This is a genomic window from Lacrimispora xylanolytica (assembly GCF_026723765.1).
Taxonomy (GTDB): domain Bacteria; phylum Bacillota; class Clostridia; order Lachnospirales; family Lachnospiraceae; genus Lacrimispora; species Lacrimispora xylanolytica.
In genome coordinates this window covers 3,690,252-3,710,062 of sequence record NZ_CP113524.1, presented here as the reverse complement: position 1 = coordinate 3,710,062, position 19,811 = coordinate 3,690,252, and the positions used below count along the sequence as shown (strand labels likewise).

Below are 19,811 nucleotides of genomic sequence, written 5' to 3'. Positions count from 1 at the left end.
TTAGAATCCTAAAAATAAAATGTAGAAAAGACGACGGAAGAAATTCCGTCGTCTTTTCTTTGTGTAATGATTGGATTATCCGTATAGCTGAGTCCTTAAATAATTTTTCGGTGTGATACCCATTCGCTTTTTAAATACCTTAAAGAAGTATGCATAGTCCTGAAATCCACATTTCTCCGCAATCTTATGAAAGTCTCTTTCTCCAAGCTCCAGAAGATGTATGGCAGAAGCGATTCTTAAGGAGTTTAAATAATCGGTAAATCCCTGTCCTGTTTCGCTTTTAAAAATGGTGCTTAAGTATCCCATACTGATTCCAATCTCATCGGCAATGCTTTGAAGGGAGATGGGCTTTGCGTAATCCCGGTTGAGATATGCGATAGCAGATTTTACATAATTGGAATCGCCGGGCATTTGAAGCTGTATTTCTTTACACATATTAAAAAAGCAATGGAGGAACCATTCCCATAGCTGGGGCAGGGTACTTAATTGGGTAAATATCTGGTCCGGGGAGACTTTGTCCGTGATGATTCGATTTAAATCCAGTTGATTCTTTTTCGAGATTCTGGTGATAATGCTCAGCAGGTCTGCGCATTTCATCTGAACATTGGAACGAGGTTCCTTTTGTTCAATCATATCCTGAAATAATTTGTTGATGATTCCTTCTGCTTTTTCGTACTCTCCTTTTAATACCAGAGTTAAAAGTATCTTTTCTATGGAGTAATCAAGCCCGGATAAGCTGGCAGAGGCATTGGTAACAGGCTTAGAATGGAGGATGGACTGCTTCCCCGAGTAAAATGCCAGGCACATGGTCTCTAAGGCTTTTGTATAGGCGTGTCCCACGTCAATAATATGGCTGGCACGCTCTCCCACACAAAAGCTTACAGAGATATTTAAGAAGTTTTTATAATTGGTGGAAAGCTGATGTAACAGGCTGCTGATGGTCTCTTCTGTTTTTGCCTGACTGGCTTCATGAGCAAAGGATAAAAGGATGCAATAGGTTTCCCGCTCAATATGGGCCAGGATCCCGGTAGGGTATTTGCTTAACAGTTCATTTCCTATATTGCAGATGGAAAAGCTTAATATATTCCGCTGGTTATAGTTATTTAGGTGTTCGATTCTTCCATAATCATCAACCGACAGGATAATGGGTATCACCTGAGTGAGGGAGAGAGAGATTCCCAGAGAACGGATATTAGCTTCTATCTCTTTTTTTGATAATAAGGCCCCTCCTAAAAGATCAATTACGAATTTCTCTCTGAGGGCAGAAATGGTACGGTCAGGAAATGCCTTTGATTTGTTATGGGTATTCAACCTTTTTTTTAGTTCGCTTAGCAGGGAGAGTAAGTAGCATTCGTTCAGCTTATGCTTTAAAACGTAATCCATAGCCCCATTTTTCAGTGCGCCCCGGACATAGGTATAATCGTCGTAATTGCTCAGGGCAACGAATAAAGTTTCCGGATACAATTCTTTTACTTTCTGGCAAAGCTCTAAGCCGTTCATATTTGGCATCCGCATATCGGAAAGAATAATATCAGGATGGGTCTGGGAGATCTTGTCCAGTGCGGACAGCCCGTCGGAAGCCTCCCCACAGACCATGAATTCCTGAGAAAAGTTCTGGAGCAGCAGTTTGATGTTGGTACGGACCAAAAGTTCGTCATCTACAATTAATATGTTATACATAATGTGCCACCTCGTTTTCTTGTATTATGGGAAGCTGTAATTCAAACCGGGTGAAGATTCCTGGCTGGCTGATAATTTCCATCTCAAAGCTGGATGAAAAGTACATGGAAAGGCGCTCTCTGATATTGTGAATGCCTATGTGTCCGGCATTCTCATTCTGGTTGTGATTTAATATTTCATGAATCCGTTCTTCCTCTATTCCCTGTCCATTGTCCTCCACAATGATTGTTAAGAAGCCGTCATCAACGAGATAATCCACCATGAGAATTCCATCGGAAACCTTGTCTTTTAAGCCGTGCTTTATAGCATTTTCCACCAGGGGTTGGACCAGCAGCTTTGGAATCATATAAGAACCTGCCTCCTCTGAGACTTGTATGCGGTATTGAAAGGTATTGGTATAGCGGTAATTTTGAATCTCCAGATAGGAGGTCAGAAAGTCACGGTCTTCCTCTACATGAATAAAAGATCTGCCGTCCATGTTGGTATGCATGAGAGAGGAGAGAGCTTCTGCCACTTTTGCGATGTTGTCTGCCCCCTGGAGAGCGGACAGAAATTTGATGGTATTTAAGGTGTTGTATAAAAAGTGAGGATTCATCTGGAATTGAAGTGCTGCGATTTCCGCACGGTGCTTTGATTCCTCTTCTTTTTTTACCTGTAAAAGGAGATGGCGGATTCGGTTCAGCATGGCTTTAAACTGGCTGGATAAAGCGCCGATCTCATCCTGAGTATGTATTTCTATGGGAAAATCCAGGCAGTCACCGTCTATGTGTCTTACGGCATTGGCAAGAAGCCGTATTTTCCTCGTCAGCAGAGAGGTGATGAGAAAGATACATGCGATCATAAGGGCCACAAGGAGGAGCGTGATGAGAACGATGTTGTGGAGCGTCTTTGTAAATGCTGATACGATTTCCCTTTCAGGAATTACATTTAAGGTTGTCCAATTGGTCAGCCTTGAGGTATGGTATACCACCAGCATTCGATCGCCTGTATCGCTGGTGATGAAAAAATGGCCTGAATTATCTTTGATTCCGTCAATAATCTCTGGAAGTGCCGGCTCATTTTGCTCTGTATTTAGTAGATTGAATGCTGGATGAAACAGTACATTTCCATCCACCTGATTGATTACATACAGTGAGGAGGCTGAGGTGGAGCTGGTATCAAAGCACTCTTCAAACAGACTGGCACTGATGTCCGCATTCACAAATCCAATCTTCTGATTGTTAAAGCCGTAAACCGGTTTTAATACGGAAAAGACCATATCATTTTTCGTATTGTACCATTTGTGAGGAAAATGGGGAGGTATGAAAATCAGTTCTTTATCACTGTCTTTAATAATGGAGATCCATTGATTCTCTTTCAAGGTCTCAAAGGAAGAGGGAAGGCCGTATGTAATGGTATTTCCGTTAAAATCACTTAGCATAAGGCCGTTTAGATTATTCTTAAAGCTGCAAAGGCTGATTAAGTAATCAGAAGCAGTTCTCTGGTAATTTACAATGTCAGCATCGCTTAAGTCATCTCTTGATAATATGGTGATAATGTTGGTGGACAGAGAGTTGCTGGACCGGACGGAAGTAAGAGCAGCCACATTAATAATATCCTGCACCTGATTCTCAAATATGGTGTTTGAGACTTGAAGTAAATGTTCCGAATTATGTATGGCAGTGGAGGCCGCTTCTTTTTTTAATGCCTGGTACCAGACGCCAAGTACCATTGCCGCAAACAGAAGAAAGATCAGTGTCATGGAAAAAATGAACTTATACCGGATGCTTTTAAAGTGGGTTTTCATTGCGCCTCCATTTTTGGTAATGTATTATAAAAGTATCATAAAATTTTAGGGTATATCTGTCAAGTTGTACATAAAAAAGTGTAAAAAAATCCTATAAAGTGGAAAAAAGTGCAATGCATTTCCCTGGAATAAAATGGTATGATTGGTTCAGGAAATAACCGGTTAATTCAAGTGAAAATAAAAGGAAGGGTATTCAATATGAAAAAAAGTAAAAAGTGGCTGGTAATGAGTCTGGCATTTTCCATGATTACCAGTCTTTCCGGATGCGGGGGAAACAGTGCAGCTTCGGGGTCAGGGAGCGCGGCAGCAAAGGGAAGCCCGGAGGTTAAGACTTTAAGCGTTCTCATGTATACGGATTGGTATAAAGCAGGCTGGCAGGCATTGGAGCAGTACATCAACGAGAATTCCAGTGAGCTTGGCTTTAAGCTTGAGATATCAAAAATACAGGGAGGTTCCCAGGGAGATCAGGTCCTTCAGACGAAATTTGCCACCAATGACCTTCCTGACATCATTCAGGTCTATAAGCCCCAATGGGTGGAATCTTATGCCAATGGCCTTGATAAGCTGGTGGATTTAACGGGACTGGATTGTGTCTCTGAGTATGATAAAAAGGCACTGGATGGCACCTTTATGTATCAAGGGAAGCTATATGCGGTCCCCATTGATTCCGTGGTTCTATCCGGTGTGTTCTACAATAAAAAGGTGTTTGAAGCAGCAGGTGTTGCGATACCAGGAACCTGGGATGAGCTTTTGGCAGTTTGTGAGAAGTTAAAGGCGAAAGGAGTGACTCCGGTCTATTACTCCGGTAAGGACGCTTGGAGCGTTCAGCCACCTACCATCAGCGGTCTGTTAAATGATGCAGCTGAAAAAGGAACGGATACCTTCGGTCTTATGGATCAGATTAATACAAATAAACTGAAATACGCAGATTGTACCAATTTTGTAGGCTCTATTGAGAGAACAAAGGATCTCATTGACCTTGGCTATGTGAATGAAACCTACTTATCGGATACCGTGGACAATGCCCATCAGGCCCTGGCAAACGGAGAGTGTGCCATGTATATCAACGGCACCTGGTGTGCGGATAACATCAATAAAAAGTTTCCGGATAAGATAGATGACATCGGAGCCTTTGCCATTCCAACTCCAGGCGGTGACAATTACATCAATATGTTCACCCCCTATTCCCTGGCACTGACTACCAATTGTAAGGATGCTGATCTTGGGAAAAAGGCACTAAACTTCATAGCTTCCCAAAAGGCACAGCAGATTTATGCCGATGCCCAGCCAGGGGTATATTTAAATAAAAATGTTACCAGCGATATTCCTAAGGCAACGGAAGATTTAAAGAAGCTTATGGACAGCGGAAAATCCATGACAGACTGGGAAGAAATCAACAAGTATTCTTACGGAAACTTAAGTGAGCCATTGTTAAACTATTACACCGGGATGTTAAAGGATGCGAAAGAAGTGGCGCAGGCACTGGATACAGAAACAGAACGCAATGCAAAAGCGCAGGGCGATTCTAACTGGAAATAGTTTAAAGGTGCGGTAGAAAGAGATACCAGATATTCGTATTAGTAAACCCATACTTTTACCGTATCTGGTATTTCTGTTTTCTCCGTAACAGGTAAGGAGCAGATCATGCATTCAAATACACGTAAAAGATATTCATACATCTTGGCAATTCCCGGGCTTTTCCTTTATATCCTGTTTTTTATTCTCCCTGCTGTGGGAGGGCTGGCCCTTTCTTTTGTCAAGATTCTAGGCTTTAATTTATCCTCCGCCCGGTTCGGTGGTCTGCAAAACTATGCAGACGTGTTCATTCAGCCAAATATGAGGCGAGCCATTGTTAATTCATTTATATTTGCCTTGATTACCACCATGTTTAAAATGGGAATCGGTCTTTCTCTTGCCGTGGCCTTAAACCGGAAGATGGCACTGACCAACGCATTACGGACCATATTCTTCTTGCCAGCAGTCATTAATACCGTGGCAGTTGGACTTATTTTTTCTTCACTCATGCACCCATCAAACGGATTGGTCAATAGCTTATTACAGGCAATGGGACTTGGAATTCTTGCGAAGTCATGGCTTGTGGACACTCATCTGGCAATCTTTTCTGTCTGTGCCATTGAAATCTGGAAATGGTCCGGCTTTACCATGGTAATTCTCCTATCAGGGATGCAGACCATTGGCAGAGAGTATTATGAAGCGGCAGAGATTGATGGAGCTGGTGGTTTTACGAAGTTTAAGTACATAACCTTTCCCCTTCTTTTGCCTGCATTTAACAATGCGCTGATCTTAAGCATCATTGGAGGGCTTAAGGTATTTGACTTAATCCAGGCCACTACCCAGGGCGGCCCTGGCTCTGCGACAGAAGTCTTTGGGACTTTAATCTATAAATCCTTTGGTGCAGGAAGGCTTGGAGAAGGGTGTGCCGCAAGTATCATACTGGCAGTGGTCATTGCAGCAATCGCCATACCGGCATATCAATACATTGCCAACAGGGAGGTAGAGATGTGAGAAAACGAAAAATACGTGAGGCAATTTTAAACCTGGTACTTTGCCTTTGTGCTCTGATCATATTGGTTCCGGTATTTATGGTTATCATCAATTCCTTTAAGAATGGGACAGAGGCGGCAAGAATGAATTTAGCCCTTCCCACCACCTGGCACATTGCGGAGAACTATATAGAGATGGTACGGGAGGGAGGAATCTTTCGAGGGCTTGTAAACAGTACCGTAATTACTGTTATCTGTGTCTTTTTTTTGATTGTGTTGTGCTCCACTATGGCTTTTGTATTGGAACGAAGAAAAACATGTTTCTCAAAAGTGATCAATATGACCGTTATTTTTGGACTTGTGCTGCCTCTTCAGATCATACCTACCTACTTTGTATGCAACTTCCTTCATCTGACCCATGAGATAGCAGCTGTTTTCGTACTGATTGTTGCCAATATGTCCTTTACGGTCTTTTTATATACTGGTTTTATTAAAAGCATTCCCATTGAAATTGACGAATCCGCCTGGATGGATGGAGCCAGCCATACCCAGTTGTTTTTTCAGATTATTTTCCCGCTGCTTCAGCCGGTAACAATAACGGCTGTTATTATTAACTTTATGGCGGTATGGAATGATTTTGGAATCTCCATTTATTTTTTGAACAGCGCCAGGAATTACACCCTTCCTTTGACCGTATATAATTTCTTTGGAAACCATAATTCAGATTGGCAGCTGGTATTTGCAAATGTGGTATTATCCACCCTTCCTGTAGCGGTCGTGTATCTGATGTTGCAACGGCATATTATATCCGGTATGACATCGGGTGCCGTAAAAGGCTAGAAGCTCTGGAGTGAGTCGTATAGAAGAGAGGAGGGAGGCCATGGGGAGAGGCTGAGTTACAATAAGAGGAAACCTTATGTTACGTAACGAATGGAAAGGCTGGAGGGGCAAATGAAAAAAGCATTGATATTTTTATCAGCAGTATGTATGAGTATTACCCTGACTGGAAGCCACGTGTATGCAGAGGAACCACAGAGTGCAGCATGGCAGGGGTCTGGTGCTACCGTCTATTATGTAGACGATGTAAATGGAAATGATAAGGCAAGCGGTACGACAGAACAAGCGGCATGGAAAACCCTGGATAAGGTAAATGCTACTACCTTTTTACCGGGCAATAAAATTTGCTTTAAAGCAGGTGGAAAATGGACGGGTATGCTTCACCCTCTAGGTTCGGGAAGCAGCGGAGCGCCTATTATTCTGGATCAGTACGGAGTGGGAGATAAGCCTCTGATTGAAGGAAATGGAGCGGAAGCAGCAATTAAGCTGGACTCACAGGAATACTGGACCATACGAAATTTTGAAGTGACCAATCGGGCAGCGCAGAGAGGTATTCGTCAGGGAATTTTTATTAATGGAAAAACTGATGGAATTACTCATGGGATTACCATAGAAGACTGTGAGGTCCACGATGTAACTGGAGAGAACCGAAGATCCCTGGATACCTATAAGAGCATGTACTGGAATTCCGGCATCTATGTCAGTATGCCCGGCAGGTCCAACCCCTCAGTTCATTATGATGGGGTGTTAATAAAAGGGAATTACGTTCATGACGTGCTGACCAGCGGAATCCGTATTAACCAGAGAGAAGATTTTATTGTGGACCAGTATCATACGAACGTGGTCATCGAGGGGAATACCATCAGCAGAACCGGCTCGGATGGAATGATCGTGGCCAATTGTGTATCCCCCTTGATTCAATATAATCTATGCTACGATGCAGGGGCTCTTGGTAATTCTTCGGATACTAAAATTATTGCAGGCCTGTGGACTTGTGGGACAGACGATGCTCTATTTCAGTATAACGAGGTGGCAAGGACTGTTTTGTTTGAAAGTGATGGAACTGCTTTTGATACGGATTGGGGAACCGGAGGTGTCACAACCTTTCAGTATAATTACACCCATGGAAATCAGGGCGGATTCTGGCTGGATTGTGCAGGAATCAATAAAGACCCCAATCATATTAAGACAGTGCTTCGTTATAATGTGAGCGTGGATGATGAACGGTATATCATTCGGGCAGGAGATATGCCAACCGAACTTTATAACAATACCTTTTACAAATCCCAGGGAAAGCTTGACGCCTGTTTTGGCAATGCGGGAAAAAATCACAAATTTTATAATAATATATTCTATTTTGAATCTTCACCCGACTGGGCTTCCTCGGTGTATGAGAATAACCTGTATTACCCATGTGATGCCAATCCGGCTGATATGTACGCAGTTTCAGCCAATCCTCAATTGGTAAGCCCTGGCCCGGCGCAGGATGGAATGGCATTTGCAGACCATTTTAAAATCCAGTCCACCTCCCCGGCCATTGGAAAAGGAGTCTATATCCCGGATAACGGAGGAAAGGATTTCTGGGGAAATGAACTGAATAAGGGCTCTTATGATATTGGGGCGCACCAGACGATGGGAGTCGGACTTACTGATGAAGATACGTATGTATTTGCCAGGGACTTTTCCATGACTCAGGGAAATCGGGACTGGTATTACATGGAGGCGGCAAACGGCTCTTATCAAAATATGACATGGGACGATTCTCAGAAGAAATGGAAAGGCAGCGGAGCCTTTAATCTCATCTGGGCACCTGGAAGCATGCATCCTGACGGAAATGATACGGTCCTTGCCTGGAAAGCGCCCAAAGCCGGTACGGTTCAGGTCGTAGGCAATCCGAAAAAAGCCAATCTTGGAAATGACGGAGTAAACGTAAAAATCTTAAAAGGCTCCACACAGGTCTGGCCAGGAAGCGGCTGGCAGTTTATTGGTGGTTCGGATTCCACAGGGGTTTCCCATAATGTCACCATACAAGTAAAGAAGGACGAGATGATTTACTTTGTCCTCAATAAGAACGGGAACAATTACAATGACGGAACTTCCTGGAATCCTCTTATCACTTATAATGTGGTGGAAAAATACAGTCTGACTTCTGATTTTTCCAGTGTACAGGGAAGCCGGGGCTGGTATTATCTGGAGACAGCCAGCACCGGTTATCAGCAAATGACATGGGATAGCAGTGTCAATCGGTGGAAAGGTAAAAAACAGTACAGCTTAATCTGGGCACCGGCGCAGCTTCATCCGGATACTTCGGATACCGTAGTTGCATGGAAGGCATCTCATTCCGGTAGTGTCACCATAAAAGGAAATCCAAAGAAGGTAAGTCAGGGCTATGATGGAGTCAAGGTTAAAATCTTAAAGAACACTCAAAATCTATGGCCGGAGAATGGTTGGCAATCCATTGGAGGTTCTGATACCACAGGCATGGCCCATCAGCTAACCACCAATGTGTCTTCGGGAGACTGGATCTATTTCATTGTAAACCAGAATGGCTCCAATGCAGGAGATGAAATAAACTGGAATCCTGTTATCACTTTTCAGTAGCAGGTTATGTAAAGGGAGGCTGCCATGAAGAAGAATTTCTATATATTTGGGACCGCATTTCTATTATGCATTAACTTCTTTCTTTTAACTGGTTTTCAAAAAAAGCCTGTGCTTTTCGTAAATGGGGACAGGATATATGAAGAGGAGTATTTATTTTTGTCCCAGGTTTACACAGGTGGAATGGCAGAAGAGGAAAAAGGAACCAGGAACAGAGCTGCTTGTGCAAAAGTTGAACAGCAAATGCTTAAGGAGAACAACGTCGTAGAAGATATCTCATTTGCTTCCTTTCTGAACAAAGTAAATAAAGAGAATGAAGCAAGAAAGCAGGCAATGGATGCTGGGGAAAGAATCTATGGCCCTAAGGTATACGATGCCAGGATCTATTATGACTATATCTATAGCGAAGCAAAGGAGAACATGATAAAGAATGTCTTAATGAGCCAGATTACTGACCAGGAAATCAAAAGCTTTGGTGAAAAAAATGGAATAGATTTAAGAGAAAAAGAGGAAGTGCAGTTGATTCGCTACCAACTAGCAAGAGACCGTTATATGGTCCAGTTAAAAGACAGAGTGTTAAAAGCAATGATAAAAGCAGACGGAAAGTTCTATCAGGTCTCATAAATAATGTATAGGAAAAGGTTCCATTATCTATTGATAGTGGAACCTTCTTGTATTTAAGAGACAGGGGAAAGCCTGCCGCAGGATATATCCATAATAAAGCCCTGAATGATTACATTAGAGGGCATAAGGGGATGGGTCTTTAACAGGGTGACTGACTGCTTCACTGCGGTTTTAATATTATCCATTCCCTGAAGCCAGGAGTCTAAATCAAACCCGTCTTCTTTAAGCTTCTGAATGGTATCCCTCTCAATTCCCCGTTGGACCAGGTGGGTGATAATGGTTTCGGAGGAGATAGTAGCAGAAAGACAGTCGGTATGGCCGATGACCATAACCTCTTCCACGCCAAACTCCAGAACCGCGATGAGGAGGCTTCGGATGGTACTGTCAAAGGGATTTATAATCATACTTCCGGCAGTTTTAATCAGTTTTACATCTCCGCTTCGAACACCCAGTGCAGCAGGTAGAAGCTCCACTAGTCTGGTATCCATACATGTAATCAAGGCCAATCTTTTTTTAGGATATTTGTTGTTATTAAAGTGTTTATAAAAACCGCTGTTAACAAAGGTATCGTTATACTTTAAAATTTCCTCAATCATAGTATTCCTCCATTTTATTCGAACTGGTTCTATTGTAATGCTGGAATCTTAATGCGGGATAAGCTTAAGCCTTAAAGATTGTTTAGCTGATTGTGGCCCTTTTAATCGACGTGTCGAAAAATGTAAGCGCTTTACCGACAGAAAAATGTATATTTTTTAACGAAATAAAATTGGAAAATATAGGTAATATTTACCTTATAGATTTAAAAACATATTAATATTTGTTAAATATATACAATCAATACTATATATTATTGACGAAAATTATTCTAATTGCAAACAGTGGTTGAATAATAAGATAGAAACAGTTAGAATGTTTCGTGTAAGCGCTTTCACTATTATTATGGAGGAAACCTGTATGAAAGTATTGAGGAAACGATGCAAAAAAGCATTGGCGCTGTTCTTAACGGCAGCATTATTGCTGCCTTTTACAGTGTCAGGGGGACAAATTGCTTATGCAGAACGTTTTTTTGAGCAGGATCTAGAAAATCCTGCCACACCATCAGAAGCAGGCCGTATGCTGGTCCCGGTTACGGACTTGGAGGCGACGCCGTCAGAAGCAATTGTTTCTCTTCTGGACAATACGGCAACGCCATCGGAGGCCTCGGTGTCTTTTGATGAGATTGCAACACCGTCTCAGGCGATGTCTCTCATGGGCACACAGAGCCGATTTACAAAATCGGAGGGGAGTGTTGATGTGACAGAACTTAGAGTTCCTACTCTGGCTTATGATGATACTTCCATTTCTCTTGTCTGGGACAAGCCAGAGAATTATGAAACAGTGGCCAATTATAATGTTTATCTAAACGGGATAAAGGTGGGGGATGCCAGAAGTAATTTTGCACAGCATGCAGACTGGGCAGCTACTTACATGAAGGCATTTTATGATCATTATGAAACGGTAGGAATTGATATGGTAAAGGTTGATATCCATTCCTTCCGCCTCACAGGATTGACTCCGGATACCAGCTATGAAGTTTCTGTCATAGCAACGGATGATTCCGGTGCTGAAATGGGCAATAAGGCAACCATTACCTGTTCCACAACTAGTGCACCTGAGATATTTGATATCAGGGATTATGGGGCTGAACCGGTAGAGAGAGGCTTTACATCTCTGGATGAAGAGTCTTCTGAATTTGTGGTAAAGAACACCAAAGCCATTCAGGCAGCCATTGATGATTGCAGCGAAGGTGGAAAAATAGTAATTCCAGAAGGTATCTATATGTCGGGTGCTCTTTATCTTAAGAGTAATATGACACTGGAACTAAAGGAAGGGGCTATCCTTTTCGGCTCTCCTGACGTGGCACATTATGACCAGAATTATCTTCTCTATCCTTATTCCACGGATACCAGATCCTGGGCACTGATTAACACCTACAGTGCAGATGAGAATGGTGGATTTGAGAACATCCGTATCGTAGGTAAGGGTACGATTTATGGAAACGGCTGGAAATATGGTGCAAAACAGGCAGTCAATGGAGATGGATACGAAACCTATTACCAGAAGCGTCAGACCGCTGATCCTGACTGGAGCTTAGAAGGCCTAAAAAAATACGCCTTAAAGGGTTGGGTGGCTCAGCCGAAAGAAAAGGGCGATTTAAGCCTTGGAATTCTTGCGAAAAGTGCATATAACAATGCAATAAGCAAAGGATATGAAGAATCACCTGCGTATTCTACAAGACCTAATCTTGTGGTCTTAAGGAATGTAAACGGTGTTTACATCGAAGGATTTACAGCAGAAAATCCAGCAAACCATACCATTGCAGTGCTTGATAGTGAAAATGTGGTTTCTGAAAATGTAAAGTACATTACATACGATGCAAACAATGCGGATGGAATTGAGCTTGGAAATACCCAGAACGCTATGGTCTTTAATAACTTCTTTGATACAGGAGATGATGGAATCAACTTTGCAACGGGTATGGGAAAAGGCGTCCAGGATACGGAGCAGAAGCCGTCAAGTAACATCTGGACCTTTAACAATTTCCTCCGGGAATGCCATGGCGGAGCGATTGCGGCAGGCAGCCATACCGGTGCTGGAATTGAGAACATGCTGGTCGAAGATAATGTAATGAATCATAGTGATACGCCATTCCGGTTTAAAAGTGCTCCGGCAAATGGTGGTGGTATCTACAATGTAAGCATTCGTGATTGTGCTGTAGGAGATGCGGATCAGGTATTTAGCTTTAACACTACATACAGCGATGCCAATCAGGCTACCACGGTAGAGCCGGCGGATAAACCCGCAGAGTTTTATGATATCAGTGCCTATAACATTACAGCAGATTCCATTAACAAGCTGACTATAGATATTTTAGCAGACGTTGATTATGATCTGCCATATAAAACATGGCATAATCACCACAATCTGTATTTCCAGGATATTGTCTTTACCAACATAAAACCTGTGAAAAATTCAGAACGAATTATGGGAGCTGCCAATGTAACCTTTGACAACGTAGGACTTAGCTGGTCAAAGGATGCACCAGCAGAAACAGATGAAAGAGCCTGGGGAAATATTAAGTTCAGCAATGATTTGATCTTCACAGGTACCACGACGCTGTCTAAAAATGCCTACGATGCCATGGCAAAGCCGGTTTGGCCAGATGATACGGCAACCGTTGCCAGTGCTTCTGAGGCTGTAAAACCAAGTGGAGCCCATGAAGTAAGCTTAAAATGGCCTGCAGCCAAGGACGATGAGCAGGTATCTGGAACTGGAAAAGTAACTGGATACATTGTGGAAACCTATGTAGGCGATGAGCTGGTGGATATTACCCGTCCGGTGACAACGACCACAGCAGATATGACTGGACTGTCTCCAGATACCAGTTATGTATTTGTAGTTTACGCAGTGGATGGACCAGGAAATAAGATTCCGGGACCTCGGTATGAAATTACCACATCAACGGGAATAGAAAAAGAGTTAAAGGAGCCGGAAAGCAAGAAAGTAGAGTTCTCCAACATGGGCTATACCTGGGCAACTGCAAAGCTAAAATCAGCCAAGGCAGCCGATGCCAGAGTCCGCGGCTACCGTGCTTTTGTAGATGGGGATCTGGTAGCCACAATCTATAATTATCAGCTTCAAGAACCGGAAAAAGATACGATCAGCATGACCATTGGTCGAATGATGGAAAATGAGAATGAGGTTATCATAGAGGCATTTTCTGATGATGGAGAAAGCTTTGAATATGATAATGCTGCGGTTAAGACAATAAAGAATTATGATTACCATGCACCAGTATGGGAATCCAATGCTTTAAAGGCAAGTGCAGTCGGAGAGACCATAAAGCTTACCTGGAAGGCACCCACAGATGAGTCTGGAATTTATGGTTACCGGATTTATGTAGACGGAAAACCGGTCTACACAAAAGAGGGAGATTACTTTAACCATGTGAATGGATCGTTTACCACAAAGGATACATCATACACGGTAACCGGACTCGATATGAAGATTCCTCATACCTTCCGGGTAGAAGCTTCTGACGCATGGGGCAAAGCATTAACTGGAACAGGACCATTCCACTGGACCAACAGCGGACCGGAAATTACCTGGGACGGCTCAGAAGGGGAGCAGTTATGGAGGTCCTCTGCATTTGGACAGTCTACGGATATGGATTTCAAGTCCAACATACTGCCAAACAAGGTGGGAACAAATTATACCTGGCCGATCGGTTCTAGCACACCGCTTAACCTGGAAGGAAAGCCGGCTCAGGATGTCGTAATAGAATCCAGAGGAGGAAAACTCCAGACCGGGCATGATGGATTGACTTTTTATTATACGGAAGTACCTACCAGTAAGAACTTCTCCCTGACAGCAGATGTTACAGTGGAGCAGTTAGGGCCGGAGGAAGGCTCAAAGGCAAACCTTCAGGAGGGTGCAGGCCTGATGGTAAGGGACGTGAATGGAAGTCCTAGAAAAGAGCCTTTAGAGGAAGGGTATGAAGAGTATCCAGCAGCCTCCAACATGGTTATGTTAAGCCTGCAGGCAGCTGGGAAAGCTCTGAATGCAGATATTAATTTACTTGCAGCAGCCCGTTATGGGGTAAACAGCCCGGCTGGAAACTTAAAAACAGTTAAAACAACAGCAACCTTCGAAAAGTCAGTTTCAAAAGCGGATAAAAAATATGCGCCAGCAGATGCGCCATTTACATCAAACTTTTATGGCACAGAAACGAAACTGAGACTGGAACGGACCGATGAGGGATTCTTTGTCTACCACCTTGATCAGCAGGGGAATGTACTTACCTCTTACACCTTTGAGGATAAGAATGTAACACCGAACATCGTATCTCACCTGGATAAAGAAACCATGTATGTAGGCTTTTTCGCTTCCAGAAATGCCAGAATGTCCGTAAGAAATATCTCTCTTGATGTAAGTGACGTTGTAAAGCCGGATGAATCTCCCGCTTACGTGGCTCCAGATAATGATACGGCTTCTCTGTATATCGCTTCTGCTGCATACACCAACAGTTCAGATTATACGGTACAGGCCTTAACCAACCAGTCAGGAACCATGACAGTCAGCCAGAATGATACGGTACTGGTTTCAAAGGCATCAGTGACAGGAGGCGTACAGTTTACCTGCCCTGCTATAATTTCTGGACAGGAAGCAGAATTTAAGCTAAGCTTTGTACCTTCGGAAGGGGCAGATGCAGGGAAAGAAAAAACAGCTGCTCTGAAGGTGAAAAAAGATAACTATGGTAAGGAATTATATGTATCTCCAGAAGGAACTGATGAGGCAGCAGGAACCAAGGAAAATCCATTGTCCATAAAAGAGGCCATCAACCGTCTGGTACCGGGAGGAACCATATATATGGCAGAAGGAACCTATCATTCATTCACCATACCAATGACCTCTTCTGGAAATAAGGACGCAAGAAAAGCTCTGACAGCTCAGGGCGCTGTAAAAGTTACCGGCAGCAGTAAAATCTTTGTGCTTGACGCAGATTATTGGGACGTGACCGGACTTGATGTGGATGGTCAAAAGATCGAAGGAAGCAGAGGAGTTATGATTCACGGAAGCCATAATGTATTAAAGGATTCCCTGATTCATAATACATCAAGTGACGCTGGTCTTACCATAACAAAAAGCAGAGGAAGCAGAAGCTTATGGCCTTCCTACAACCTGGTAGAAAACTGTGAAGCATTTGACAATGTGGACGGTTCCAGAATCAATGCAGACGGATTTGCGTCAAAATCCGGCTCAGGAGATGACAACCGGTTCTTAAACTGTGTTTCTCACGACAATGCAGATGATGGCTGGGATACCTACAACACTCTAGCAGATGGCCCCAACGGAAGAACCATTATAGAAAACTGCGTAGCCTATAACAATGGAAACAATGGATTTAAGCTAGGCGGAGAGGGCCGCGAGGTACCTCATATTTTAAGAAACAGCGTAGCATTCCATAACAACCTGGATGGAATCACAGATAACTTTAATCCGGGAGAATTGACGATTGAAAATAATACATCATTTGATAACGCCCGTTTTAATTATATTATGCGTCCAAGTCCTTATAAAAAGGGAGCTAATGGGGAACTGACAGCTGATGGTACGGTTAGAAATAACGTTTCATTCCGAACTGCAGCATTCAGTGGTTCCTTAAAGAAGGTTTACGACGATAAGATATCTGCAAAGGTGATAGAGAATAATTATCTCTACCAAAACGGAACCAATGCAGTGGGGCAAGAGAACTTTAGATCTTTAAATCCTGCGGATTTATTCTACCGTCAGGATGGAAGAATTCAATTTGGTGATTTCTTACGTCCTGTAAAGGGCAGCAAGATTGATAAAGCAGGTGCCGGAGCAAAACTACCAGGAATCGGTGTGGATACGCCGGATCCAGTGGATCCAGAGCCAGGTGAGAAACCGACTCCTGTAAAACCAGATAGAGACAGGGATTCTGACTCTGACCGGGATTATGGAATCAAGACGTCTTCCAATGAGACAAAGGGAGACTGGGAGATGGATCAGTCCGGCTGGCGTTTGAAAAAAGCAGACGGTACCTATCCAAAGGAGGAATGGGCGAAGGTAAACGGAGCCTGGTACTATTTTGGACAAACGGGATATATGACAACGGGCTGGAATCAGGTTCAGGGTGTCTGGTACTATATGGAGACCAGCGGAGCCATGAAAACAGACTGGGTGTTGACCGAAGGAAAATGGTACTACATGAATCTGGATGGATCTATGGCAACAGGCTGGGTCCTTGTTAATAACAACTGGTATTATTTAAGCCAGAACGGCGAATGTCTGATGAATACAGTCACTCCAGATGGCTACCGGGTGGGTGAAAACGGTGCCTGGATAAAGGCTAAATAAGGAAATGGAATTCCCTTGCTGCTTCATGCAACAGGGGAATTCCTCTTTTATTTAGGGAAATACGGAATAATAAATAAATTTTCATATAAATGAAAGATTATTAAATTGTAAAAGATCGGATTAGGTGCTACGATGGACATATGTATTAATTCTATTGTTCAGGAGGATCCCATGTTTTTGGATGCACTGCAATCATATTATGCCCCTGCCATTGCTCTTTTGGTTTTTGCGGTAATGGTGATTACAGACAAGCTTTTTTCAAAACGAATCAAAAGGCTGTTCCTTTGGGAAGTCGGCCTGATCTTTCTGGTGATAGCAGATACCTGGGCAGATTATTGTTTCAGTGGCTTATCTACGGGAGAGGGGGTTAAGCTTAGAACCTTGACAACGTTTATTCACTTTGCCATAAGTCCCTGCCTGCCCATGATCCTTGTGCTCATCTACGAGACGGAAGATTCCAAACGGTTTCCCAGATGGTTTTATCTTCCTATGGCCATAAATATAGTATTTTCCATTTTAAGCATCTGGATGGGGTTTATTTTTCGTGTAAGCAGAGAAAATATATATACAAGAGGTCCCCTGTTCTTTATTACCTTTGTGGTCTCTGTCTTTTACCTGTTATCTCTTATTTACTGTTCCGCAAGGCAGAGGGGAAAGCCAAACCGCAAGGCGGAGACGGTGTTTTTACTTCTTTTTCTAATTGTGATTGGATTTGCCATCATGGTAGAGATTATGTTTCATTTGCATTTTTTGGTATGGAGTGCTTCGGAGGCATTCGTTATTCTATATTTTCTGCTTATGACGACACAGAAGATCCTGTACGATCCGCTTACCGGCACCTATAACCGGATTGCCTATGAAAAACAGCTGGAGAAAATAAACGGTCATTCAGAATGCACCATGGCGATGATCGATCTTGACAACTTAAAGAATATCAATGATGAATTTGGACATTCCAGCGGAGATGCTGCAATCTGCAGCGTTGCTTCCGCCATATTAAAGACAAAAGGAAAGCACATGTGGCTGTACCGCTTTGGGGGAGATGAATTTGTTCTCTTAAGCAACCGGTTAAATGCAGATGAGATGAAAAAAATCTTAAAAGCTGCCCAGAAGCAGTGTGAAGAGATTCAGGGAATTCGTCCCTGTTTTTCCTATGGTGTGGCGGAATACCGTTTGGGTGACGATCTGAATCATACGATTTTAAATGCTGATTTAGATATGTACCGGCACAAAAAGAACTTAAAGGACATTTGAAGGAAATGCCTTGACAAACCGTGGAAAAAAACATATACTAGTCATTAACTTCATACGCCATAAAAGCGTTGATAAGAACAAGTAGCAGTGCGAAGGACCATACAGAAAGCAGCCGGAAGATGAGAGGCGCATGGGAAACGGATTGTGAATACATCTTTGAGCTTCACACCCAACGGCAATTGCCCAGTAGGCTGTGACGGATTCCCGCACCCGTTAACGTGCTAGAGTATCGAAGCAGGTACTTAAAGAGGTAAGCAGTGTGAGCTGCTTATGAACTTAAGGTGGTAACGCGAGATTTTAACCTCGTCCTTTTGATAGGACGGGGTTTATTTTTATTTAATTAAGGAGAATAGCTATGACGATTTACGAAGAACTGAAAGCCAGGGGATTGATTGCCCAGGTAACCAATGAGGAAGAGATCAGCAAGATGGTCAATGAAGGAAAGGCTGTATTTTACATCGGCTTTGATCCAACGGCTGACAGCCTTCACGTAGGCCATTTTATGGCACTGTGTCTGATGAAGCGTCTTCAGGAGGCAGGCAATAAGCCAATCGCATTGCTGGGAGGCGGAACCGGTATGATCGGTGATCCTTCCGGAAGAAGCGATATGCGCCAGATGATGACCATTGAGACCATTCAGCATAACTGTGACTGCTTTAAAAAACAGATGAGCCGTTTTATTGATTTCTCAGAAGGGAAAGCTCTTATGGTCAACAATGCAGACTGGCTGATGGAGCTTAATTATATTGATATGCTTCGTGAAGTAGGACCTCATTTTTCTGTGAACCGTATGCTTACGGCAGAATGCTACAAGCAGCGTATGGAAAAGGGACTCAGCTTCCTGGAGTTTAACTACATGATCATGCAGAGCTATGACTTCTATGAGCTGTTTAACCGCTATGGCTGTAATATGCAGTTCGGCGGTGATGACCAGTGGAGCAATATGCTTGGCGGTACCGAGCTGATTCGCCGTAAATTAGGCAAGGACGCACATGCCATGACCATTACCCTTCTTTTAAATTCCGAAGGTAAGAAGATGGGTAAGACTCAGTCCGGCGCTGTGTGGCTTGATCCGGAAAAGACATCTCCATTCGATTTCTTCCAGTACTGGAGAAATGTAGCCGATGCCGATGTATTAAAATGCCTCCGCATGCTCACCTTCTTACCCATTGAGCAGATCAATGAGATGGATCACTGGGAAGGAAGCCAGTTAAATCAGGCAAAAGAGATTCTTGCTTATGAGCTGACGAAGCTGGTACATGGAGAAGAGGAAGCGGAAAAATCCTTAAAGAGTGCAAAAGAGCTGTTTGCCGGCGGCAATGCGGCAGATATGCCTGCATGGGAGATGGAAGAAGCTGACTTTGTAGATGGAAGCGTTGATATTCTTACAATCGTACAAAAGTCTGGTCTGGCACCAACCCGTTCCGAGGCAAGACGTAACGTGGAACAGGGCGGCGTAACCGTAGAAGGTGAAGCAGTGACCGATGTAAAGACTCTCTTTACAAAAGAGCAGCTCTCCGGAGAAGGTGTGGTTGTAAAACGTGGAAAAAAGAAATTTGTAAGAGTATTTGTAAAATAAAAGTTGGCCGGTATCAGGAGGCATTCCC

General features: G+C 43.2%; 11 protein-coding genes and 1 other annotated feature. Of the genes, 8 read left to right on the top strand and 3 right to left on the bottom strand.

What is annotated here, in order from left to right; all coding sequences use genetic code 11:
- Nucleotides 1-75 precede the first annotated feature (75 nt).
- Both OW255_RS17220 and OW255_RS17215 read right to left on the bottom strand, forming a co-directional pair.
- Nucleotides 76-1,680: a response regulator gene (locus OW255_RS17220; protein WP_268114770.1), complete on the bottom strand. Its 1,605-nt coding sequence runs from the start codon at nt 1,678-1,680 to the stop codon at nt 76-78.
- The gene (locus OW255_RS17215; RefSeq protein WP_268114769.1) at nt 1,673-3,466 is read right to left on the bottom strand and encodes a sensor histidine kinase; all 1,794 of its coding nucleotides are present in this window, start codon (nt 3,464-3,466) and stop codon (nt 1,673-1,675) included. Before OW255_RS17215 ends, OW255_RS17220 begins: the two co-directional genes overlap by 8 nt.
- Before the next feature lie 198 nt (nt 3,467-3,664).
- On the opposite strand from OW255_RS17215, the gene OW255_RS17210 reads away from it, so the two are divergent.
- The 5 genes from OW255_RS17210 (at nt 3,665) to OW255_RS17190 (ending at nt 10,029) form a co-directional block, all read left to right on the top strand.
- Nucleotides 3,665-5,005, top strand: a complete 1,341-nt coding sequence (locus tag OW255_RS17210; protein ID WP_268114768.1) for an ABC transporter substrate-binding protein — start codon at nt 3,665-3,667, stop codon at nt 5,003-5,005.
- Nucleotides 5,006-5,110: 105 nt separating this feature from the next.
- Entirely contained in the window at nt 5,111-5,992 is an 882-nt protein-coding gene (locus OW255_RS17205; RefSeq protein WP_024835061.1) for a carbohydrate ABC transporter permease, read from the top strand.
- Nucleotides 5,989-6,810, top strand: a complete 822-nt coding sequence (locus tag OW255_RS17200) for a carbohydrate ABC transporter permease (RefSeq protein ID WP_024835062.1) — start codon at nt 5,989-5,991, stop codon at nt 6,808-6,810. Before OW255_RS17205 ends, OW255_RS17200 begins: the two co-directional genes overlap by 4 nt.
- 111 nt (nt 6,811-6,921) lie before the next feature.
- A complete protein-coding gene (locus tag OW255_RS17195; protein WP_268114766.1) occupies nt 6,922-9,408 on the top strand; it encodes a right-handed parallel beta-helix repeat-containing protein in 2,487 nt (828 codons plus the stop codon).
- A gap of 24 nt (nt 9,409-9,432) precedes the next feature.
- Entirely contained in the window at nt 9,433-10,029 is a 597-nt protein-coding gene (locus OW255_RS17190; RefSeq protein ID WP_268114765.1) for a hypothetical protein, read from the top strand.
- Between the two features lie 53 nt (nt 10,030-10,082).
- Here OW255_RS17190 and OW255_RS17185 read toward each other — a convergent pair whose 3' ends face one another.
- Nucleotides 10,083-10,625 (bottom strand): beta-class carbonic anhydrase, encoded by a 543-nt coding sequence (locus OW255_RS17185; RefSeq protein WP_024835065.1) that lies wholly within the window; start codon nt 10,623-10,625, stop codon nt 10,083-10,085.
- Between the two features lie 358 nt (nt 10,626-10,983).
- Between OW255_RS17185 and OW255_RS17180 the strand changes: the two genes are divergently transcribed.
- From OW255_RS17180 to tyrS, 3 genes are all read left to right on the top strand, one after another.
- On the top strand, nt 10,984-16,950 hold the full coding sequence (locus OW255_RS17180) for a fibronectin type III domain-containing protein (protein ID WP_268114764.1): 5,967 nt from the start codon (nt 10,984-10,986) through the stop codon (nt 16,948-16,950).
- A 171-nt stretch (nt 16,951-17,121) separates the two neighbouring features.
- Nucleotides 17,122-18,204 (top strand): GGDEF domain-containing protein, encoded by a 1,083-nt coding sequence (locus OW255_RS17175; protein WP_268114763.1) that lies wholly within the window; start codon nt 17,122-17,124, stop codon nt 18,202-18,204.
- 59 nt (nt 18,205-18,263) lie between these two features.
- Nucleotides 18,264-18,518 (top strand) — a binding site (T-box leader).
- Nucleotides 18,519-18,559: 41 nt separating this feature from the next.
- Nucleotides 18,560-19,783: a tyrosine--tRNA ligase gene (tyrS, locus tag OW255_RS17170; RefSeq protein ID WP_024835068.1), complete on the top strand. Its 1,224-nt coding sequence runs from the start codon at nt 18,560-18,562 to the stop codon at nt 19,781-19,783.
- Nucleotides 19,784-19,811: the final 28 nt, after the last annotated feature.